This window comes from Klebsiella sp. D5A (assembly GCF_001620885.1).
Lineage (GTDB): Bacteria > Pseudomonadota > Gammaproteobacteria > Enterobacterales > Enterobacteriaceae > Klebsiella > Klebsiella variicola.
Genome location: NZ_LOAR01000011.1, coordinates 43,139 through 64,413, shown reverse-complemented (window position 1 = coordinate 64,413; position 21,275 = coordinate 43,139). Strand labels below are relative to the sequence as shown.

Here is a 21,275-nt window from a genome sequence, read left to right as displayed (position 1 = left end):
TACCGCACATCACTGGAGCGACCTGATGATTGATAAAAGCGTATCGACGCTGAGCGAGGCCATCGCCGGGATCCACGACGGGGCGACTATTATGATCGGCGGCTTTGGTCCCGCCGGCCAGCCGACCTTTCTGATTGACGCCCTGATTGACCAGGGCGCCCGTGACCTGACCATCATTAATAACAACGCCGGCAACGGGGAAGTGGGTCTCGCGGCGCTGCTGAAAGCCGGGCGAGTACGCAAGATGATCTGCTCCTTCCCGCGCCAGGTGGATTCCCAGATTTTCGATGACCTCTATCGCCGCGGCAAAGTGGAGCTGGAGCTGGTGCCGCAGGGTAACCTCGCGGCGCGGATCCAGGCGGCTGGCGCCGGGCTGGGGGCAGTGTTTACCCCCACCGGCTACGGCACACCGCTGGCGGAAGGCAAGGAGACGCGGGAAATCGATGGTCGCCATTACGTACTGGAATATCCGATTAAAGCCGATTTCGCGCTGATTAAGGCCCATCAGGGCGACCGCTGGGGCAACCTGGTCTATCGCAAGGCGGCGCGCAACTTTGGCCCGATCATGGCGACGGCGGCGAAAACCACCATCGTCGAGGTCTCGCAGCTGGTGCCGCTGGGCGACCTCGACCCGGAACACATCATCACCCCCGGCATTTTCGTCCAGCGAGTCTTCTCGCTGGAAAACCTGACTGCCGCACAACGCGCCTGAGGAGCCCGAGATGCAAAAACTGACCCGTGACGAAATGGCCCAGCGCGTGGCCCGCGATATTCCCGAAGGCGCTTACGTCAACCTCGGCATCGGCCTGCCGACCCGCATTGCCAATTACCTGCCCGCCGACAAAGAAGTGTTCCTGCACAGCGAAAACGGCCTGTTGGGGATGGGGCCGAAACCGCAGCCCGGGGAAGAAGATCCCGAGCTGATCAATGCCGGTAAAGAGTATGTCACCCTCCTGCAGGGCGGCTGCTATTTCCACCACGGCGACTCCTTCGCCATGATGCGCGGCGGCCATCTCGATATCTGCGTGCTGGGGGCCTATCAGGTCTCCGCCAGCGGCGACCTCGCGAACTGGAGCACCGGTGCGCCGGATGCGATCCCGGCCGTTGGCGGGGCGATGGATCTGGCCATCGGCGCCCGCCAGGTGTTCGTGATGATGGACCACCTGACCCGTGACGGCGAGTGCAAGCTGGTGGCGCAGTGCAGCTACCCGCTGACCGGCGTCGGCTGCGTCAGCCGGATCTATACCGACCTGGCGGTGATCGACATCACCGACCGCGGCCCGGTGGTACGTGAAATCTTTAACGGTCTCTCTTTTGAAGAGCTGCAGCGCATCACTCCGGTGGCGCTGACCTTTGAACAACTGGCGGAAAGCGCGTAAGGAACCTATGATGAATCAGGCATTTATCTGTGATGCGGTACGTACACCCTTTGGCCGTTTCGGTGGTACCCTGGCGACGATGCGCGCCGACGACCTCGCGGCGCTGCCATTAAAAGCCCTGCTGGAGCGTAACCCGGGACTGGATCCCTCGCGCATTGACGATGTGATCTTTGGCTGCGCCAACCAGGCCGGGGAAGATAACCGCAACGTGGCGCGGATGGCGCTGCTGCTGGCCGGGCTGCCGGAGAGCGTGCCCGGGAGCACCATCAACCGCCTGTGCGGTTCCAGCCTCGATGCGATCGGCGTCGCGGCGCGGGCGATTAAAAGCGGCGAGACGCAGCTGATGATCGCCGGTGGCGTGGAGAGCATGTCCCGCGCGCCGTTTGTGATGGGGAAAGCAGAGAGCGCCTTTAGCCGCAGCATGCAGATGGAGGATACCACCATCGGCTGGCGCTTTATTAACCCGCAGATGAAAGCCCTGTACGGCGTGCATTCCATGCCGGAGACGGCGGAAAACGTCGCCGATGAGTTTGCCATTTCCCGTGCCGATCAGGACGCGTTCGCCTTACGCAGTCAACTGCGTACCGCCGCGGCGCAGGAGGCGGGGCGTTTCGCCGATGAGCTGATCGCCGTCCAGGTGCCGCAGCGTAAAGGCGAGCCACTGCTGTTTAGCCGCGATGAGCACCCGCGCAGTACCTCGCTGGAGGCGCTGGCTAAACTGCGCGGCGTGGTGCGCGCCGACGGCAGCGTCACCGCCGGTAACGCCTCCGGCGTTAACGATGGCGCCTGTGCGCTGCTGCTGGCCAGCGAGACGGCGCTGGCGGCTCACGATCTTCAACCGCTGGCCCGGGTGGTCGGCGTGGCGACGGCGGGTGTTGCGCCGCGGATCATGGGCTTTGGCCCGGCGCCCGCGGTGCGTAAGGTGCTGGCGCAGACCGGCCTGACATTAGCCCAGATGGATGTCATCGAACTGAATGAAGCCTTCGCCGCTCAGGCGCTGGCGGTGACCCGTGATCTGGGCTTACCGGATGATGCCGCCCACGTGAACCCTAACGGCGGGGCGATCGCGCTGGGCCACCCGCTCGGTGCCTCCGGCGGCCGGCTGGCGATGACCGCGGCTTATCAGCTGAAACGGACCGGCGGCCGCTACGCCCTGTGCACCATGTGCATCGGCGTCGGACAGGGGATCGCCCTGATTATTGAACGTGTTTAAGGAGCCAGAATGAGTTTGTTGACCCCAATGCTGCGCAGCAGTCCGCTGACCGACTGGTTCAGCGACGCGCAGCGGGTGCAGGGCATGATGGATTTTGAAGCGGCGCTGGCGCAGGCGCAGGCCGTCTGCGGGATGGTGCCGCCGGAAGCGGTCGGGCCGATTGTCGCGGCCTGCCGCCACGAGACCATCGATTTTGCCGCGCTGGGCGAGGCGGCGGTGGGGGCCGGTAACCTGGCGATCCCGCTGGTGAAACAGCTGACGGTACAGGTAAAAGCGCGGGATCCCGAGGCTGCGCGTTACGTCCACTGGGGCGCCACCAGTCAGGACGCCATCGACACCGGACTGGTGCTCCAGCTGCGCGGGGCGCTGGATGCCGCTGAGACCTTGCTTGAGCAGCTGTTGGCTGCCCTGGCTCTCCAGGCGGATCGTTATCGCGATACTGTTATGCCGGGTCGGACCTGGATGCAGCATGCGCTGCCGGTGACCTTTGGCCTGAAGCTGGCGGGCACCCTCGACGCGCTCCTGCGCTGGCAGCAGCGGCTGCGCGAGATGCGTCCGCGGCTGCTGGTGCTGCAGTTTGGCGGCGCCGCGGGCACTCTGGACGCGCTAAAAGAGAAAGGGCCGGCGGTTGGCCAGGCGCTGGCGCAGATCCTCGGTTTGTCGCTGCCGGATACCCCGTGGCACAGCCAGCGCGATCGGCTGCTGGAGGCGGGCGCCTGGTTTGCCGGTGTCTGCGGTACCCTGGGGAAATTCGCTAACGACTTCTCCCTGCTGATGCAGACCGAAGTGGCTGAGGTCGGCGAGCCGGTGGCGGAAGGCCGCGGCGGCTCATCGACGATGCCGCATAAGCGCAATCCGGTGGCCTGCGCGGCGATCCTGACCGCCGCCCAGCGTACGCCGGGGCTGATGGCGACCCTCTACGCCAGCCAGCTCCAGCAGCACGAGCGGGCGCTGGGCGGCTGGCAGGCGGAGTGGGAGACGCTGCCGGATCTGATTACTCTGGTGGGCGGGGCGCTGGCGCAAAGTGAAGCGCTGGTGCGCGATATGCAGGTCTTCCCGCAGAAAATGCGTGCCGATCTCGATATCACCCACGGGCTGATCATGGCCGAGGCGGTGACCCTGGCGCTGGCGGAATTCATCGGCAAAGCCGAGGCGCATCATCATATCGAGGCGCTGTGCCGTCAGGCGCTGGACCGTCACTCTCCGCTGGTCGATCTGCTCGCGGCTGACCCACAGGTCAGTCAGTATCTCTCTCGTGAACGCTTAACCACGCTGCTGGACCCGGCAACGGCGACCGGCAGCGCCGAACGCTTTGTGCGCCAGGTACTGGCGCGTTATCAGGAGCAACGTGATGAATCTTGATTATCAACTCGACGGGCCGGAGGGCGCGCCGGTTATCGTCCTCTCCAACTCGCTGGGCACCACCCGGGCGATGTGGCAGCCGCAGATCGAGGCGTTAACCGCCCATTTTCGGGTGCTGCGCTATGACACCCACGGTCACGGTAATACGACGAAAAATGGCAAAGTGACCCTCGCCCAGCTGGGGGAAGATGTGATTGCGCTGCTCGATCACCTGAATATCGACCGCGCCTGGTTCTGCGGGATCTCGATGGGCGGTCTGACCGGCCTGTGGCTGGGACGCTTTGCGCCAGAACGTTTTTATGGTCTGGCCGTTGCCAACACCGCGGCGCGCATTGGCGATCAGGCCAGCTGGCTGTCGCGGGCGCGGGCGGTACGCCAGGAGGGAATGGCGGTGGTGGCCGCCGGGGCGGCGGATCGCTGGTTCACTCATGCGTTTCGCCAGAAGGCGCCGGAGGTGGTGGAGGCGCTATGCCACCAGTTAACCCATACCGACGTCGAAGGCTATGCCGCCTGCTGCGAGGCGCTGGCCGCCGCCGACCTGCGGGGCGAAGTGGGGCAGATCCCGCTGCCGACATTAATTATCGCCGGTGAAAGTGACCCTGTCACTACGGTCAGTGACGCCAGTTTCCTGCAGCAGCAGATCCCCTCTTCCCAGGTGGTGGTGCTGGCGGCATCGCATCTGTCAAACATTGAGGCGCCGAAAAGCTTTACTTCGGCGCTGCTAAGCTTTTTCCAGGGGGAACGCCATGGAGGATAAACAGCGCTATCAGGACGGAATGACGGTACGGCGCAAAGTATTGGGCGACGCCCACGTCGACCGTACCCTGCAGCATCTGACGCCGTTGAATGACGAGTTTCAGGACTTTATCACCCGCTACGCCTGGGGTGAGACCTGGACCCGTCCGGGGCTCGACCACCACACCCGCAGCATGATCACCATTGCCATGCTGATTGCTCTCAATCGCGAGGCGGAGCTGAAGATGCATCTGCGCGCGTCGTTTAACAACGGGGTCACCCGCGATGAGCTGAAAGAGTTGATCATGCACTCTGCGCTGTACTGTGGGCTGCCGGCGGCGAATGCCACGATGCATCTGGCGCAGCAGGTGTTTGACGACATCGACGCCGCGCAGGGTTGAGTCGTCGTCCGAGTCGGATTGCCCGGCAGTCGTTGTAGGCCGGGTAAGGCGCAGCCGCCATCCGGCGAAATCACGGCACAACCGGAAATGTCCCTGTTCGTACTATGTTTGGCAGGGCTACAACTTCTATGTTAATTCCGGGCAGATTGCGCTCCCGGTTGATCTTCTGCGTTATGTCTCTTATGGCGCCNGCCAGTCGCCGCCGCCCCCTGTACCCCCGGGCTCCGGCCAGCAAAATCGCCGCTGCGCGGTCCCTTCGACTTATCCCTGCAGGCTGCGGGTCGGGCCGAGGCAGCGTCCCTGCAAAACACGGCCCTCAGCCCGCATCCATGCGGGCTGCCCCGGCCTTCCGGGAACGTCTCAGCGATTTTGAGGCCGCCAGCACCGGCAGTTTCAGCAACAACGGTGAATAAATTAACGGCAGGGCGCACGAACCCCTGGCCGGGTAAGGCGCAGCCGCCACCCGGCGAAATCACGGCACAACCGGAAATGTCCCTGTTCGCACTATGTTTGGCAGAGCCACAACGTTTGGCAGGGCGACAACCTCTATGTTAGTTCCGGGCAGATTGCGCTCCCGGTTGATCTTCTGCGTTATGTCTCTTATGGCACCGGGAGCGCACAGGGGGCGGCCAGTCGCCGCCGCCCCCTGTACCCCCGGGCTTCGGCCAGCAAAATCGCCGCTGCGCGGTCCCTTCGACTTATCCCTGCAGGCTGCCCCGGCCTTCCGGGAACGTCACAGCGATTTTGAGGCCGCCAGCACCGGCAGTTTCAGTCGCGCAAGTGGGTAAATGAGTGACAGGTCGCACGATCCGTAGGCCGGGCAAGGCGTTAACCACCGCCCGGCACAAACGCGGCTCTGCGCTGGCTGTTCTTGCTCAGCGGTGAAGCCGCCACCCGGCGGAAATGCCGCTATATTAGCCCTTATTTCTCAGGCTCCTGCGGCGCGACGGCTGGGGCGGCGTACCAGGCCTCCTGCGGCACCACCACCGCCGCCTTGGGCTGCATCACAAAGTTCGGCGACATAATCTGCACGCCGAATTCGTTAAACACATCAATAATACTGCTATGCAACGCGTTGCGGCCATCCGGCAGCTTAGTTGTGGGGAGCAAGCGCACCTGCAGCTCATACGCGGTGTACCAGTCAAGCAACCCCAGCTTGCGAACTATCGGGGCGATTTGTTGATCCACCCCAGGGGTGCGTCTTGCCGCCAGCTCCAGCAGCGCATGCACCTGACGCCACGGCGTATCGTAGCCGATGGTGACGCTGGTGGTGAGATTGAACCCGCCGTCGGTGCTCTCGGCGCTGAGATTAATAATTTTCCCGCTCACCACCACGGCGTTCGGGACGGTGACAATGTAATTCTCACGGGTGAGGATCTTGGTCGCCAGCACGCCAATCTCGCTGACCTGTCCCTCATTGTCGGCGAGGCGGATCCAGTCGCCTTTGCGCAGCGCCCGGGAGTAGATCAGCACCAGGCCGCTCATCGCATGGGTCATCACCCCGGTCGACCCGAGAGTCAGCATCAGGCCGAAGAACACGCTAATGCCTTTGAAGGCGAGGGAGTTGGCGCCGGGGAGGAACGGGTAGGCGGCGGACAGGGCAAACAGCCAGATGACCACCGAGATCAACCGGCGGGTGGCGCTGACGGTTTCCGGATGGATGCCCGGCACCTGAATGCGGCCGGCGGCGACCTGGTCGAGAGCCACTTTCACCAGGCGAATGATGAGCCAGGTGATCAGGAAAATAAGCACCACGATCATCAGCCCCGGCAGGGAGGCGACAATCGACAGGGAGAGATCGCGGATCACGCCCAGCGACCAGTCACCCAGCGATTCACTCCACACCCGTGTCCAGGGAAACAGGCTGAAGGCCCAGCTCAGCCAGAGATAACTGGCCAGCATGCCGACGAGAATGACCAGCATAACATAGAGTCGAACTTCAATATTGCCGAGATAGCGCCGCCAGTGCTGCGGGATGGCGCTGCGTTTTTCAAGGATCCGCAGCAGGAAAAAGCGCCGCACCCGCCGCCAGGCGCGGAAGGCGCCGTAGTAAAACAGCGCCAGCAGCAGCCCTCCGGCCAGCGCTTTGCCGGCTGAAAGCAGCAGATAACGGTCGTTGAACTGTTCCTGCAGGCTGGTGCGCTGGGCCTCCATTCGCGCCAGCACCCGCTGGGCCGCCTGGTCGAGGGTTAAATCATCGCCCTCATCGAGATCCGCCTGGCTCAGCAGCAGCACCGGTTTGCCGTTCATCAGAAACAGCCGGCCCGGCTGACCATAGCGGTTGACCGCAACGACCCGCAGCTGTTGGCGAATATCCTCTTCAGTAAAGGCGCGTAAGGCGCTGCGGGTACGCAGGACGCGCTCTTCGGGCGTGGTCTGGCCGAAAGTAGCCTGCAACATGACGACAGGTTGATGGAAAATCGTGACTGTGCGTGCCTGCTCGCGGGCGGTCGGCTGCTGTCGCGGTTCGGCAGCCAGCGCCGGCTTTAGCACCAGCAGCGCCAGCGCCCAGAGGATCACCACGCTCATCCTGTTCATAGAGGCACCTGAGAAAGAGAATTATTGTTATTTTTCAGCAAACAACGGACGGCTTGTAGTTGAGCATAGCCTGGCGCGAAATGAATTCAAGCTGGCGCGGCGTGGGCATAAAAAAAGCCGTCGCCCAAACGGCGACGGCCTGATATCAGCGTCAGAAGTGAGCGTTAGCCGTGCTGTTGACAGCCGGCACACTGCTTATTCTGGATCTGCTGGAAGAAGTCGTTACCTTTATCATCAACCAGAATAAACGCCGGGAAATCTTCCACTTCGATTTTCCAGATAGCTTCCATCCCCAGTTCCGGATAGGCCACGCACTCGAGGCTCTTAATGCTCTGCTGGGCGAGCACTGCTGCCGGGCCGCCAATGCTGCCGAGGTAGAAGCCGCCGTGTTTGTGACAGGCGTCGGTCACCTGCTGGCTGCGGTTGCCTTTGGCCAGCATTACCATGCTGGCGCCGTGGGACTGCAGCAGATCGACGTAAGAGTCCATGCGGCCAGCGGTGGTTGGGCCGAGGGAGCCGGAGGCATAGCCAGCCGGGGTCTTGGCCGGGCCGGCGTAGTAGATCGGATGGTCTTTGACGTACTGCGGCAGCGCCTCGCCGTTATCGATAAGCTCCTTCAGCTTGGCGTGGGCGATGTCGCGGGCCACGATGATGGTGCCGTTGAGGCTCAGGCGCGTGGAGACCGGGTGCGCCGACAGTTGCGCCAGGATTTCGCTCATCGGCTGATTCAGGTTGATGCTGACGACATTGCCTTCACCCTGCTGACGCAGATGTTCAGGGATATATTTCCCCGGATTGCTCTCCAGCTTCTCGATCCAGATGCCGTCGCGGTTGATTTTCGCTTTGATGTTGCGGTCGGCGGAGCAGGAGACGCCCATGCCGATCGGGCAGGAGGCGCCGTGGCGCGGCAGACGGATCACCCGGATATCGTGAGCGAAGTATTTCCCGCCAAACTGCGCGCCGAGGCCGAGGTTCTGCGCTTCCTGCAGCAGCTCCTGCTCCAGCTGGACGTCGCGAAACGCCTGACCGTGCTCGTTGCCTTCGGTCGGCAGGCCGTCGTAGTAGCGGGTGGAGGCCAGCTTCACGGTCTTCAGCGTCGCTTCTGCCGAGGTGCCGCCGATCACAAACGCGATATGGTATGGCGGGCAGGCGGCGGTCCCGAGGGTACGCATCTTCTCGACCAGATAGTTTTTCAGCTTCGCCGGAGTGATCAGCGCTTTGGTTTCCTGATAGAGATAGGTTTTATTGGCGGAACCGCCGCCTTTCGCCATGCACAGGAATTTATATTCGTCACCGTCGACGCTGTAGAGATCGATCTGCGCCGGCAGGTTGGTGCCGGTGTTGACCTCTTTATACATATCCAGCGGCGCGTTCTGTGAGTAACGCAGGTTATCTTCGGTATAGGTGTTGTAAACGCCCTGCGCCAGGGCAGCTTCATCGCCACCGCCGGTCCAGACGCGCTGGCCTTTTTTACCCATGATGATGGCGGTGCCGGTATCCTGACAGGTCGGCAGAATACCTTTGGCGGCGATTTCGGAGTTGCGCAGGAACTGCAGCGCCACGTATTTGTCGTTTTCGCTAGCTTCCGGGTCGAGCAGAATCGAGGCGACCTGCTGCTGATGGGAGACGCGCAGCATAAAGGCGGCGTCGTGGAAGGCCTGCTGGGCGAGCAGGGTCAGCGCCTGCGGCTCTACTTTCAGAACCGGCTGGCCGTCAAATTCGGCGACAGAGACGTGCTCTTTGCTGAGCAGATAGTATTCGGTATCGTCGTGCGCCAGCGGGAACGGATCCTGATAAACAAACGGTTTAGTCGACATAGTCACTTACTCCATAAAGATAAAAACCGCCGGGGTGGTCCCGGCGGTTATGAATCAGAACATCATGGACATCCACGGATAGCCAATCAGCAGCAGGGCGGCCAGGAAGATGGCGCCAAAGATGGTGCCGAGGCGCCAGTAGTCTTTGGTCGGCAGGTAGCCGCTGCCGTAGTAGATTGGGCTTGGGCCAGTACCGTACGGGGTGATAATCCCCATCACGCCCAGCGAGGTGACCATCAGCAGGACGAACACTTCCATATTCATACCCGGAATGGTGGCCGCAATAGTCAGCATGGCCGGCAGCAGGGCAGTGGTGTGCGCGGTGGTGCTGGCAAACAGGTAGTGCAGCAGGTAGAACGCCAGCAGCAGGACGATGGTCGCCACGCCTGGGGAGATACCGCCCATCAGCGCGCCGCCCTCTTTACCCAGCCAGGCGATGAAACCGGTGGAGGAGAGGCCGTCGGCCAGCGCCACCAGGGTGGCAAACCAGACAAAGGTGTTCCACGCCGCTTTGTTGTTGGTGATGTCGCTCCAGGAGAGCACGCCGGTCCACAGCATCAGCACGATAACCAGCAGGGCGGCCAGCGCCGGTTCAATCCAGTCGGCGGCGAAGATCCACATCATCAGCGCGAAGCAGACGAACACCAGCAGCAGAATTTCATTGCGCGACAGTTTGCCCAGTTTTTCCAGCTCACGCGCGGCCCACAGCGGCACTTCATTATTGATTTTCACTTCCGGCGGATAGAACCAGTAAGCCAGCAGCGGCATAGTCAGGATCAGCAGGACACCGAGCGGCAGGAAGGCGATGAACCAGGTCCCCCACGAGATGTTGATACCGACGATGCTTTTTACCAGCGCCAGGGCCAGCAGGTTCGGTGCCAGCGCTGACAGGAACATCGAGCTGGTGATACAGGCGGCGGTGATCGCCACCCACATCAGATAGGAACCGATTTTACGCGCGCTCGGGTCGTTTGGTTTTGAACCGTACAGCGGCGGCAGGTTGGCAATAATCGGGTAGATGGTACCGCCGCTGCGCGCGGTGTTAGACGGCGTAAACGGCGCCAGCAACAGGTCAGCGAAGGTGATGGCGTAGCCCAGCGTCAGGCTGCGACGGCCAAGATATTTCACCAGAATCAGCGCCAGGCGGCGGCCAAACTGGGTTTTATCGTAGCCGGCGGCGAACATGAACGCGCCGAAGATAAGCCAGACCGTGGAGTTGCCGAAGCCGCTCACCGCCCATTTAAAGGAGGCGCCGGCCAGCTTGAAGCTCGGGGCGGCCATCTGTTCCGGGCTGAACAACAGCCACTGGCTACAGAGGGCGATCACCACCACGCCGGTGATGCCGATAACGGCGCCAGGCAGCGGTTCAAAAATTAACCCGACGATCACCCCGACGAAGATGGCGAAGTAGTGCCAGGCGTACGGCGGCAGGCCATCGGGGACGGGAACAAACAGTAACAGCACAGCGACGATAATCGGCAGCGCCATCATCAGGAGACGTTTTTTAGTCGCAGTCGTTGGATTGACTGCACCGGCAGGCGGTATGGTTGTCTTTTTCTCTTTCATAATGAGTATCTGCAAGTTGTTGAAAATAGCGTTTACGCCAGCGACATGCTCAGTGATTTCTTTAATTACAAAAGTTACTTTAGTTTTTATTTTTCGTTTCTGAGTATCGTCAGGGCGTTTATTTAACGCGTTTGTCTGGGCGTTAAATTAAATTTCTTGGTTATTTATATATTGCGCTTTCAATGGCCGTTGCAATTGATCGAGATCAAGAAAAGCAGGTGATTTCACTATTTTTTTATTATCAGTATAACCCTATATGATGAGGTGTTAATTTGGCTAAAATATCGATAAATGTTAAAATAAAAATGAACATTTAATGCTGAATTTATCCATTATTTTCGTAACAGCATGAAAGTAAATGCTTTTATTGAAATTCCAGATCGTTTTGAATGTTAACATAAGTATCTAAAATGTTATCGTGCATTTGTATTATGTAAATGCTATTTATTATTTTAATAATACAATAGAGGTAGCGATGTTATTGTTGGGGTTAAATAGTTTTATAACTAACGTAATTGATTTAGTAACTAAAAAACACGCTATATTATTGGCATGACAACAGGAATTAAAAAACCAAAACCATTAATGATTCCGTCACCCCATTCTGAGTTTTTAATATTTTAAAATCTGGAGCGTAACTTATGACCAGTAACGAACGAATTCTGCAGCCATTTACTTTACCAAATGGTACGGAGCTGAAAAACCGTTTGCTCATGGCGCCGATGACCACCTGCACCGGTTATTTCGATGGGACTGTCACCAGCGAGCTGGTGGAGTACTATCGCGCTCGCGCCGGCAGCATCGGCACCATTATTGTCGAGTGCTGCTTTATTGATGACTACGGCCTGGCCTTCCCGGGCGCGATCGGCATCGATAATGATGAAAAAATTGCCGGCCTGGCGAAAATCGCCGAGGCGATCAAAGCGCAAGGTTCAAAAGCGATTCTGCAGATCTATCACGGCGGACGCATGGTCGACCCGCAGCTGATCGGGGGGCGCCAGCCGGTGGCGCCAAGCGCTATTGCCGCGCCGCGTGAGGGCGCCGCGATGCCGCGGGCGCTGAGCGGAGAAGAAGTGGAGGGGATGATCGCCAAGTTTGGCGACGGCGTCCGCCGCGCCATTCTCGCCGGCTTCGACGGCGTCGAAATTCACGGCGCCAACACCTACCTTATCCAGCAGTTCTATTCGCCGAACTCCAACCAGCGCGACGACGAGTGGGGCGGTAGCCGCGACAATCGCGCTCGTTTCCCGCTGGCGGTCCTCGACATCACCCACAAAATGGCCCGCCAGTACGCTGACGATGCCTTTATCATCGGCTATCGCTTCTCGCCGGAAGAGATGGAGGTCCCGGGGATCCGCTTCGACGACACCATGTATCTGCTGGAAAAGCTGGCCGCCCGCGGTGTCGATTATCTGCACTTCTCGGTGGGCGCGACCCTGCGTCCCTCTATCGTCGATACCAGCGATCCGACACCGCTGATCGAGAAATACTGCGCGATGCGCTCTGAAACCCTGGCCCAGGTGCCGGTGATGGGCGTCGGCGGGGTGGTGAACGTTGCTGATGCCGAGCTGGGCCTCGATCACGGTTATGACCTGATCGCCGTGGGCCGCGCCTGCATCGCCTATCCGGACTGGGCGGCACGCATCGCCGCCGGTGAAGAGCTGGAGCTGTTTATCGACAGCACCCAGCGCGAGGCGCTGCATATTCCGGAACCGCTGTGGCGCTTCTCGCTGGTGGAAGCGATGATCCGCGACATGAGCATGGGCGACGCTAAATTTAAGCCGGGGATGTTTGTTGAAACCGTTCAGGATGACGCCAATGAACTGGTGATCAACGTTAGCCTCGAAAATGATCATATTGCCGATATTGAACTGGCGGCGAGCCCAGTGCAGACCGTCGAGTTCACCACCAGCTTCGAAGAGATCCGCGAACGTATTCTGACCGCCAACACCCCGCACGTGGACGCCATTTCCGGTGCTACCAGCCAGAGCGAAGCGGTGAAAAAAGCGGTCGCTAAAGCGATGCTGAAATCCAGCAAAGCGCTGGCAGCGGAAGAGGGCGGCAATGACGCCGCGCCGAAAAGTTATGACGTGGTGGTGGTCGGCAGCGGCGGCGCCGGCCTGGCGGCAGCCATTCAGGCTCACGACGAAGGCGCCAGCGTCCTGATCGTCGAAAAAATGCCGACCATTGGCGGCAACACCATCAAGGCTTCCGCCGGGATGAACGCCGCGGAAACTCGCTTCCAGCGGGTCAAAGGTATTCAGGACAGTAAAGAGTTGTTCTATCAGGAAACCCTGAAGGGCGGCCACAACAAAAACAACCCGCAGCTGCTGCGTCGCTTCGTGGAGAATGCGCCGCAAGCCATTGAGTGGCTGGCGGACCGCGGCATTATGCTCAACGACATCACCACCACCGGCGGGATGAGCATTGACCGTACCCACCGTCCGCGCGACGGATCTGCGGTCGGCGGCTATCTGATTAGCGGCCTGGTGCGCAACATCACCAAACGCGGCATCGACGTCCTGCTGGATACCTCGGTGGAAGAGATCCTGATGAGCGGGGATGAGGTGAGCGGTGTACGTCTGGTCAACGACGAAAAAGAAGTCATCGAAGTGCAGACCAAAAGCATCGTAGTGGCCACCGGCGGCTTCAGCGCCAACAGCGCGATGGTGGTGAAGTATCGTCCGGACCTCGACGGTTTCGTGACCACCAACCACAAAGGGGCGACCGGGAGCGGTATCGCGCTGCTGGAACGCATCGGCGCTGGCACCGTGGATATGGGCGAAATTCAGATTCACCCCACCGTCGAACAGCAGACTTCGTACCTGATTTCTGAATCGATTCGCGGCGGCGGCGCTATTCTTGTTAACCAGCAGGGGAACCGCTTCTTTAACGAAATGGAGACCCGCGATAAAGTCTCGGCGGCGATTATCGCCCTGCCGGAACACTATGCGTACATTGTCTTTGACGAGCATGTGCGGGCGAAAAACAAAGCTGCCGATGAGTACATCGCCAAAGGCTTCGTCACCAGCGCCAGCTCCCCGCGTGAACTGGCGGAGAAGCTGGGGATGGATTACCATGCCTTCCTCGCCACCCTCGAGTGTTACAACGGGGCAGTGGAAAAACAGCATGATGAACAGTTTGGCCGGACCACCGCGCTGCGCGCGCCGATTAACGAAGGCCCGTTCCATGCCATTCGCATCGCCCCCGGGGTGCACCACACCATGGGCGGCGTGACCATTAACACCGATGGCGAAGTGCTGAACGTTGACCAGCAGCCGATCCACGGCGCCTACGCCGCCGGTGAAGTGGTGGGCGGGATCCACGGCGGCAACCGCATCGGCGGTAACGCGGTCGCGGATATCATCATCTTCGGTACCCTCGCGGGCCACCAGGCGGCGAAACGTGCCAGAGGATAACAGGTAATTGCTGATGCCGGGCTGGTGCTTTTGCCGCCCGGCTTAGAGCCTATCTCATTAGGGCTATTTTGCTTGCCATGTTGAACCTGGGCAGTGCTCGAAATCCTCACGTACTACGTGTACGCTCCGGTTTCTGCGCGCTGTCCGTGTTCAAACTGGCTGCGCCAATTACGCCTACTGGGATAGGTTCTTATCCCTTCTGAAGGAGAGCCCGATGTCCGATAACCGTGTCTATAGCTACTCCGCCGTCCTGATGGGGTCCCCCATTCTGCTCAAACTTTATTCCCACGATGAGGCGCTGGCCTCCCGCGTATTTCAGTTAATTAAACGCTACGAAGATCTGCTTACCGTTAACCGTGCCGAGTCGCAGGTGATGGATATCAACCATGCCGCCGGACGCCATCCGGTCACGGTCAGTCGCCCGGTCTTTCAGCTGATTCAGTGCGCCAAAGCCGCCAGCATGGTGCGCGACAGCGCCTTTAATCTTGCCATCGGCCCGCTGGTGAAGCTGTGGCGAATTGGCTTTCACGGGCACAGCGTGCCTGACGCGGCTGATATCAGAGCCCGACTGGCGCTGACCCGCCCACAGGAGGTGATCCTCGATGAGACTACCTGTAGTGTGTTTCTCCAGCAGCCGGGGATGGAGTTGGATCTTGGGGCGATCGCCAAAGGCTATATCGCTGACCGCGTGCGCGATTATCTCCGTCAGCAGCAGGTGGCGAAGGCGCTGATCAATCTCGGCGGCAATGTGCATACCCTCGGCGAATGGACCATTGGCCTGAAAAAACCGTTTGCCGACGCGCAGGCGCTGATTGGCTCCCTGACGATCAACGGGCAGTCGGTGGTCACTTCCGGAACCTATGAACGTTATTTTGAGCAGGACGGCAAACGCTGGCACCATATTCTCGACCCGCGCAGCGGTTATCCGCTGGATAACGAACTCGACAGCGTGACGGTGATTTCCACGGATTCTTTAGACGGCGATATCTGGACTACGCTGCTGTTCGGCCTCGGCGTAGAGAAGGGCTGCGCAGCGCTGCGTCAGCGTGAGGATATCGACGCGATTTTTGTCACCAAAAATCGCGACATCATTCTCTCATCGCGGCAGCGGCTGCGTTTTTCGCCGCTGGACAGCGGCTATCAGGTTATTGACTGTACTGCTTAAGCAAACTGTACTGTTCGGCGACCAGGCGGTAGCGATAGACCGGTCGCCCGGTAGCGCCGTAGTGGATAGTGGTGTAGAGGATATTGATCTGCGCCAGCCAAATCAGATATTTGCGGCACGAGACGCGGGAGATATTTACGGCCGCCGCCAGCTCATCGGTAGAGAATTCAACGTCCGGATGGGCGTCAATCCACTGGCAGAGCGTACGCAGCGTTTGCGCGGTTAGCCCCTTGGGCAGCTTGCGCGCGTCGCTGGCCTCCGGCGCGCCGCCGTGCAGCAGACGGTCGACGTCGGCCTGTTCGTAATACGGCTGGCCGGTCATCAGTTTACGCTTCTCCCGCCAGGTGGTGAGCGCCTCTTCAAAGCGCGGAAACTGGAAAGGTTTGATCAGGTAATCAACCACCCCGTAATGCATCGCGGTCTGCACCGTGGCGGCGTCTGCCGCCGAGGTGATCATGATGACATCGATAGCGCGCCCCGACTCGCGGATGGTCGGCAGTAGATCCAGCCCGCTGTCCTGTTGCATGTAGACATCCAGCAGCACCAGATCGATCTCCCGCTGCTTATCGTTAATCATCTCCTGGGCCTGACTGAGCGTCGAAGCGCTCCCGCTGCAACGAAAGCCGGGAACTCTTGCCACGTACAGGCGATTCAGTTCGGCCACCATCGCATCATCGTCAACAATCAACACATTTATCACGCACGTTTCCTTTTACTATCCCAGGGGAGATGAACAAAAAATTGGGTAAATACGCCGGGTTCCGACTCGACGGCGAGGGTGCCGCCCAGTTCGCGCAGCTGCTGGTTGGCGAGAAACAGCCCGACGCCACGATTCTCGCCTTTGGTGGAGAAACCTTTGTTAAAGATAGCGTCGATATTATTTTCCGGGATCCCCGGTCCGTCATCGCTCACTTCACCGCTTAGCCAGCCGTCCTGGTAGTGCAGCAGCAGGCCGATCTCACCCTCCGCCTGGCCGCTCATGGCGTCCAGCGCGTTCTCGATAAGATTGCCCAGCACCGTCACCAGCACCGTGACCTGCTTCTCATTCGGGCAATCCGGCACCTGGCTCTCTTCCGCCAGCGTCAGCGTAAAGCCGCACTCGGTGGCGCGCTGAATTTTACTTATCAGGAAGCCCGCCACCACCGGGGATTTAATACGGTGCTGAATGTCGCCGATGTCCGCCTGATAGCGGTGGGCGGTCTGCAGCACGTATTCCTCGAGTTTGCCATAGCTTTTCATATTCAGCAGGCCGAGGATCACGTGCAGTTTATTCATAAATTCATGGGAGGTGGTGCGCAGGGCATCCACATAGCTCATCATGCCGTCCAGCCGCTGCAGCAGCTGGCTCACCTCGGTCTTATCGCGGAAGGTACAGATGGCGCCGACCACCGCTTCCTGGCTGCGAATGGGCACCGTATTGCCGATCAGCAACAGGCCATTGCATCCCAGTTCGCGGTCGTACATCGGCTCGCCGCTCTGCAAGACGGTCTGCAGGTCGGCGAGCAGTGGCGTGTGGGCGAGGGTTTTGTCCGGGCCGGAAAAGAGGATCTCCTGCGCCGCCGGGTTGATCAAATTCACTTCGCCGTGGGCATCGACGGCAACGACGCCCTCCTTCAGGGCGTGAAGCATGGCCTGACGCTGTTGAAACTGGGTGGAAATCTCCTGCGGCTCCAGCCCCAGCAGGACGCGCTTCAGACCGCGTACCAGGCTCCAGGTGCCCAGCGCGCAGACCAGCGCGCTGAACAGGATGGTCAACAGTACGTCCCAGCGGCTGTTGGCGATCTGTTCGTCCACTTTACTCAGCGAAATGCCGACCACCACCACGCCAATTTGCTGGTGCTGGTCGTTGAACACCGGGGTGAATACCCGCAGCGCCGGGGCCAGTACGCCGTGGTTAATGGCAACGTTCTCTTTTCCCTGCAGCGTGGGCAGGATATCCCGGCCGATAAACCGCTTTCCGATGATAGAGGTATCCGGATGCGAATAGCGAATACCGTGCATATCGGTGACGATAGCGTACAGTAGGTCGTTGCGCCGGGTGATGGCCTGCGCCAGCGGCTGAATGATCTGCTGCTGCGGGGGCGCCTCCAGTCCGCGCTTCACCTGCGGCATATCGGCCATGGTGCGCGCCACCGCCAGCGCGGTCTCTTTCAGACCGTCGCGGGTGGCATTGCTGATCTGCATATACCACAGGGCATAGACCAGCAGGAGAACGGCGCCGATGACGCTGCCAATCATCAAGGATACGGCGGTGCTCAGCTTTAACGGTAAGGCGCGTTGGCGAACGCGAGGCTGCTGCTCTGATGCCTTCATGACGATCCCGGATAGATTCAGTGAAGGCATATTATCGCCGATAGGACGGTTTTCATAAAGCCGTGTAATCAAAGCCAATCGAGGCGGTTTAGCCGATACGTAAACCGTTTCACATGCTCTGCCAACAATCCTTCTGGCTGGCCATGCCGGCGAGCGGCGAAGATGAGACGTAAGACAGCATTGCTCATATAACCGACAATCGCCCGTAAACGAGCGTTGGGGACGGTAAACTGTGACCCCGACGGCGGTAAAGCACAGAACATTCCACTTATAGTGGCGGCAGAGGTTAAATAGACCTGATGAATATAAGGATATGCATCAGGCCGCTGATGTCGCCGAGATGCGCTTTTTCTGTTGTAAATGGAGGTTGTTATGAACAGTTCGCTAACCGCTGCAATGCAGGCCCGCCGTCACCCGGATACCACTCGCATCGATCGTCTCGCCACGGCAGACATGCTGGCGATGCTGCATCAGGATGATAAGCAGATATCGGAGGCGGTCGGCGCCTGCCTGCCGGACATCGCCCGGCTGATTGATGTCGCCACCGCGACGATGGGCCGGGGAGGGCGCCTGGTCATTATCGGCGCCGGGGCGTCAGGCCGGACGGCCATCGAGGCGGTCAGCGACTATTCACCGGAAGGCAAACACGCGCTGGTGGGACTGATTGCCGGTGGGCAGACGGCGGCGATGGCCGAGCGGGAAACCGCGGCAAACCATTATGACCTGGGCGCCTTTGAACTGCAGTCGCTGGACTTTTCCAACCACGATATGCTGCTGGCGTTGACCGTCAGCGGCAAGACGCCATGGGTGTGGGGCGCGATGCGCCACGCCTGGTCGCTTGGGGCCCCTATCGCTGTCGTCACTCAGCAGGCGGCCAGCGAGGCGGCGCAACTGGCGGATATCATTATTGCCCCACAGACCGGGCCGGAAGCGGTGGCAGGCTTAGCCAATCCGAAGGCTCAACTGGCCCAGCGGCAGATCGTCAACATGCTGACGACCGGGCTCGCCATCCGTGACGGTCGGGTGTACAGCAATCTGCGGGTGGACGTGCAGGCTGACAATTCGCACTGGGCGGAGCGGCAGATAGCGATTGTCATGGCGGCCACCGACTGCACGCGCAGTGAAGCAAAAGCGGCACTGGCCAGCTGCCATCAGCACTGCCGCACCGCGATCCTGATGCTGCTCAGCGGGCTGGATGCCTGGCACGCGCGCGAGCTGCTGATGCAACATCACAATCACCTGCGTCTCGCCCTGCGCGAAGCACAGCGCAGCAGCACGACCACTCCCGCCCATTAACCCTTCAGCCAGGCGCGCGCGATTGGCGTACGCGCCTGGACTTTATTAACTAAAAAAATCTCTCTTTTTTATTTTTCTCAGCAATCAGGCTGAATTTTCGATCTTATTTTTCACCAGGTATCATTTTGATGTCTCGCCTTGCTTTTTTAAGTTAAATAATTATTTGATTAAAAATGCCAGAGTGTAAATGATATTTTAAAATAAAGTAAAAGTGCGTTAATATGCTGCCTCTTATTACCGTGTGCTACGTGATAATTCTATTATGCCTGCAATGAAAAAAACGATTATTTCCATTACCGCATTAGCGATGTTCGTCAGCGCGGCGACGCATGCTGAAGCGGATACCTCGAAAAAAACCGACTTCCTGCTGATTGGCGGCGGGATCATGAGCGCCTCGCTCGGCACCTGGCTGCAGGCGCTGCAGCCGGACTGGAACCTGACCATGGTGGAGAAACTGGACGGCGTGGCCCTGGAATCTTCCAACGGCTGGAATAACGCCGGTACCGGCCATTCAGCGAATATGGAGCTGAACTATACCCCGGAACGAGCGGACGGGTCGATTGACGTCAGCAAAGCGCTGGATATTAACGAACAGTTTATGATTTCCCGTCAGTTCTGGTCGGCACAGGTGAAACGCGGTATTTTGCACGACCCGCACTCCTTTATTAACTCCACACCGCATATGAGTTTCGTGTGGGGCGATAATGTGGATTACCTGCAAAAACGTTATAACGCGCTGCAGCAGACCACCTTATTCCAGGGGATGAAATTCTCCACCGATCACGCGCAAATTAAACAGTGGGCGCCGCTGGTGATGGAAGGTCGCGATCCGCAGCAGAAAGTGGCCGCCACCTGGACGCCGGTGGGTACCGATGTCAACTACGGCGAAATTACCCGCCAGCTGATCGGCAGCCTGAAGAAAAATAACCACTTCACCCTGCAAACCTCCTCCGAGGTGACCGATTTCAAACGCAATGCCGACAACTCCTGGCACGTGACGATTAAGAACGTGCAGAGCGGGGACGCGCAGACTATTGACGCCAAATACGTCTTTATCGGCGCCGGCGGCGGCGCGCTGAAGCTGCTGCAGAAAACCGGTATTCCGGAAGCGGATAACTATGCCGGTTTCCCGGTGGGCGGCTCGTTCCTGATGACCGAGAACCCGGCGGTCACCGCGCAGCATCTGGAGAAAGTCTACGGTCAGGCTTCGGTCGGCGCGCCGCCGATGTCGGTGCCGCACCTTGACGCTCGTTACCTCGACGGTAAGCGCGTGGTGCTGTTCGGGCCATTCGCCACCTTCTCGACCAAGTTCCTGAAAAATGGTTCGTTCTTTGACCTGCTCAGCACCACCACCACCGATAACGTGCTGCCGATGACCCACGTCGGTCTCGACAACTTCGATCTGGTGAAATATCTCGTCAGCCAGGTGATGCTCAGTGATGATGACCGTTTTGCTGCGCTGAAAGAGTACTACCCGGACGCGCGTAAAGAAGACTGGAAACTGATCCAGGCCGGTCAGCGCGTGCAGATCATCAAGAAAGACGCGGAGAAGGGCGGCGTTCTGAAGCTCGGTACCGAAGTGGTGGTCGATCAGCAGAAAACGATTTCTGCGCTGCTCGGCGCATCGCCAGGTGCTTCCACCGCCGCGCCGATCACCCTGAACGTACTCAAGCAGATGTTCCCGCAGCAGTTTAACTCGCCGGAGTGGCAGAGCCGTATTCACGCTATCGTGCCGAGCTACGGTCAGAAGCTGAACGGTAACGTGGCGCTGACCCAGCAGGTATGGGATGACACCGCCGCGGCGCTGCAGCTGACTAAGCCGCCGGTGATCCAGATGCCAGCGGCTGCGCCAACCGCGACCGCCAAACCGGCTGAACCGCAGCGCGACGCCTCGCCGCAGCACGATATGGCGCTGTAAAAGCACATTCGTGCAGTGAACAAAAGGGAAGACCACGGTCTTCCCTTTTTTACATCCACATTTCCCTGCCGCTATTTATGAATGATGCTCATCACCCTGTTATGATTTCCGGGGATTATCCGTTACCCCGAAACGGCTAAAATAGCCAGTCAC

Annotated in this window: 15 protein-coding genes; 10 read left to right on the top strand and 5 right to left on the bottom strand. The window is 59.5% G+C overall.

The window, feature by feature from the left end; genetic code table 11:
* The first annotated feature begins 25 nt into the window (after nucleotides 1-25).
* Genes AS136_RS17030 through pcaC form a run of 6 tightly spaced genes read left to right on the top strand, consistent with a single transcriptional unit; the run spans nucleotide 26 to nucleotide 5,090 of the window.
* Nucleotides 26-712, top strand: coding sequence for a 3-oxoacid CoA-transferase subunit A (locus tag AS136_RS17030; protein WP_008805054.1), 687 nt, complete (start codon nucleotides 26-28; stop codon nucleotides 710-712).
* A gap of 10 nt (nucleotides 713-722) precedes the next feature.
* Nucleotides 723-1,379, top strand: a complete 657-nt coding sequence (locus AS136_RS17025) for a 3-oxoacid CoA-transferase subunit B (RefSeq protein WP_012541879.1) — start codon at nucleotides 723-725, stop codon at nucleotides 1,377-1,379.
* A gap of 10 nt (nucleotides 1,380-1,389) precedes the next feature.
* Nucleotides 1,390-2,592 (top strand): 3-oxoadipyl-CoA thiolase, encoded by a 1,203-nt coding sequence (gene pcaF / locus AS136_RS17020; protein ID WP_008805052.1) that lies wholly within the window; start codon nucleotides 1,390-1,392, stop codon nucleotides 2,590-2,592.
* Nucleotides 2,593-2,601: 9 nt separating this feature from the next.
* Complete coding sequence (locus AS136_RS17015; protein ID WP_023297538.1) at nucleotides 2,602-3,954, top strand: 3-carboxy-cis,cis-muconate cycloisomerase; 1,353 nt, start codon at nucleotides 2,602-2,604, stop codon at nucleotides 3,952-3,954.
* Nucleotides 3,944-4,711 (top strand): 3-oxoadipate enol-lactonase, encoded by a 768-nt coding sequence (gene pcaD / locus AS136_RS17010; protein WP_016160947.1) that lies wholly within the window; start codon nucleotides 3,944-3,946, stop codon nucleotides 4,709-4,711. The genes AS136_RS17015 and pcaD overlap by 11 nt, the downstream gene beginning before the upstream one ends.
* A complete protein-coding gene (gene pcaC, locus AS136_RS17005) occupies nucleotides 4,701-5,090 on the top strand; it encodes a 4-carboxymuconolactone decarboxylase (RefSeq protein ID WP_008805049.1) in 390 nt (129 codons plus the stop codon). Before pcaD ends, pcaC begins: the two co-directional genes overlap by 11 nt.
* A gap of 921 nt (nucleotides 5,091-6,011) precedes the next feature.
* On the opposite strand, the gene AS136_RS17000 is transcribed toward pcaC, so the two are convergent.
* The 3 genes from AS136_RS17000 to AS136_RS16990 form a co-directional block, all read right to left on the bottom strand.
* The gene (locus tag AS136_RS17000; protein ID WP_063266875.1) at nucleotides 6,012-7,628 is read right to left on the bottom strand and encodes a mechanosensitive ion channel family protein; all 1,617 of its coding nucleotides are present in this window, start codon (nucleotides 7,626-7,628) and stop codon (nucleotides 6,012-6,014) included.
* Nucleotides 7,629-7,792: 164 nt separating this feature from the next.
* The gene (fumA, locus tag AS136_RS16995; RefSeq protein ID WP_023322537.1) at nucleotides 7,793-9,445 is read right to left on the bottom strand and encodes a class I fumarate hydratase FumA; all 1,653 of its coding nucleotides are present in this window, start codon (nucleotides 9,443-9,445) and stop codon (nucleotides 7,793-7,795) included.
* Nucleotides 9,446-9,499: 54 nt separating this feature from the next.
* Nucleotides 9,500-11,011: an anion permease gene (locus tag AS136_RS16990; RefSeq protein ID WP_012968326.1), complete on the bottom strand. Its 1,512-nt coding sequence runs from the start codon at nucleotides 11,009-11,011 to the stop codon at nucleotides 9,500-9,502.
* A 641-nt stretch (nucleotides 11,012-11,652) separates the two neighbouring features.
* Here AS136_RS16990 and AS136_RS16985 point away from each other — a divergent pair.
* Both AS136_RS16985 and AS136_RS16980 read left to right on the top strand, forming a co-directional pair.
* Nucleotides 11,653-14,430, top strand: a complete 2,778-nt coding sequence (locus AS136_RS16985; protein ID WP_008805045.1) for a flavocytochrome c — start codon at nucleotides 11,653-11,655, stop codon at nucleotides 14,428-14,430.
* A 214-nt stretch (nucleotides 14,431-14,644) separates the two neighbouring features.
* Complete coding sequence (locus tag AS136_RS16980; RefSeq protein ID WP_022066053.1) at nucleotides 14,645-15,595, top strand: FAD:protein FMN transferase; 951 nt, start codon at nucleotides 14,645-14,647, stop codon at nucleotides 15,593-15,595.
* Here AS136_RS16980 and dcuR read toward each other — a convergent pair.
* On the bottom strand, nucleotides 15,576-16,295 hold the full coding sequence (gene dcuR, locus AS136_RS16975; protein ID WP_008805043.1) for a two-component system response regulator DcuR: 720 nt from the start codon (nucleotides 16,293-16,295) through the stop codon (nucleotides 15,576-15,578). The two genes, AS136_RS16980 and dcuR, sit on opposite strands and share 20 nt — an antisense overlap.
* The gene (locus AS136_RS16970; RefSeq protein WP_012541873.1) at nucleotides 16,292-17,908 is read right to left on the bottom strand and encodes a sensor histidine kinase; all 1,617 of its coding nucleotides are present in this window, start codon (nucleotides 17,906-17,908) and stop codon (nucleotides 16,292-16,294) included. The genes dcuR and AS136_RS16970 overlap by 4 nt, the downstream gene beginning before the upstream one ends.
* A gap of 372 nt (nucleotides 17,909-18,280) precedes the next feature.
* On the opposite strand from AS136_RS16970, the gene AS136_RS16965 reads away from it, so the two are divergent.
* Nucleotides 18,281-19,204: an N-acetylmuramic acid 6-phosphate etherase gene (locus AS136_RS16965; protein ID WP_063266874.1), complete on the top strand. Its 924-nt coding sequence runs from the start codon at nucleotides 18,281-18,283 to the stop codon at nucleotides 19,202-19,204.
* A gap of 307 nt (nucleotides 19,205-19,511) precedes the next feature.
* Nucleotides 19,512-21,122, top strand: a complete 1,611-nt coding sequence (gene mqo / locus AS136_RS16960) for a malate dehydrogenase (quinone) (protein WP_224305597.1) — start codon at nucleotides 19,512-19,514, stop codon at nucleotides 21,120-21,122.
* Nucleotides 21,123-21,275: the final 153 nt, after the last annotated feature.

What these genes read in the sequence shown, in the direction of transcription:
- fumA (WP_023322537.1), bottom strand. Translation starts at nt 9,445, where the DNA reads ATGTCGACTAAACCGTTTGTTTATCAGGATCCGTTCCCGCTGGCGCAC.
- AS136_RS16980 (WP_022066053.1), top strand. Translation starts at nt 14,645, where the DNA reads ATGTCCGATAACCGTGTCTATAGCTACTCCGCCGTCCTGATGGGGTCC.
- AS136_RS17025 (WP_012541879.1), top strand. Translation starts at nt 723, where the DNA reads ATGCAAAAACTGACCCGTGACGAAATGGCCCAGCGCGTGGCCCGCGAT.
- AS136_RS16970 (WP_012541873.1), bottom strand. Translation starts at nt 17,908, where the DNA reads ATGAAGGCATCAGAGCAGCAGCCTCGCGTTCGCCAACGCGCCTTACCG.
- AS136_RS17000 (WP_063266875.1), bottom strand. Translation starts at nt 7,628, where the DNA reads ATGAACAGGATGAGCGTGGTGATCCTCTGGGCGCTGGCGCTGCTGGTG.
- mqo (WP_224305597.1), top strand. Translation starts at nt 19,512, where the DNA reads ATGTTCGTCAGCGCGGCGACGCATGCTGAAGCGGATACCTCGAAAAAA.
- AS136_RS16990 (WP_012968326.1), bottom strand. Translation starts at nt 11,011, where the DNA reads ATGAAAGAGAAAAAGACAACCATACCGCCTGCCGGTGCAGTCAATCCA.
- pcaD (WP_016160947.1), top strand. Translation starts at nt 3,944, where the DNA reads ATGAATCTTGATTATCAACTCGACGGGCCGGAGGGCGCGCCGGTTATC.
- AS136_RS17030 (WP_008805054.1), top strand. Translation starts at nt 26, where the DNA reads ATGATTGATAAAAGCGTATCGACGCTGAGCGAGGCCATCGCCGGGATC.
- AS136_RS16985 (WP_008805045.1), top strand. Translation starts at nt 11,653, where the DNA reads ATGACCAGTAACGAACGAATTCTGCAGCCATTTACTTTACCAAATGGT.
- AS136_RS16965 (WP_063266874.1), top strand. Translation starts at nt 18,281, where the DNA reads ATGAACAGTTCGCTAACCGCTGCAATGCAGGCCCGCCGTCACCCGGAT.
- pcaC (WP_008805049.1), top strand. Translation starts at nt 4,701, where the DNA reads ATGGAGGATAAACAGCGCTATCAGGACGGAATGACGGTACGGCGCAAA.
- pcaF (WP_008805052.1), top strand. Translation starts at nt 1,390, where the DNA reads ATGAATCAGGCATTTATCTGTGATGCGGTACGTACACCCTTTGGCCGT.
- AS136_RS17015 (WP_023297538.1), top strand. Translation starts at nt 2,602, where the DNA reads ATGAGTTTGTTGACCCCAATGCTGCGCAGCAGTCCGCTGACCGACTGG.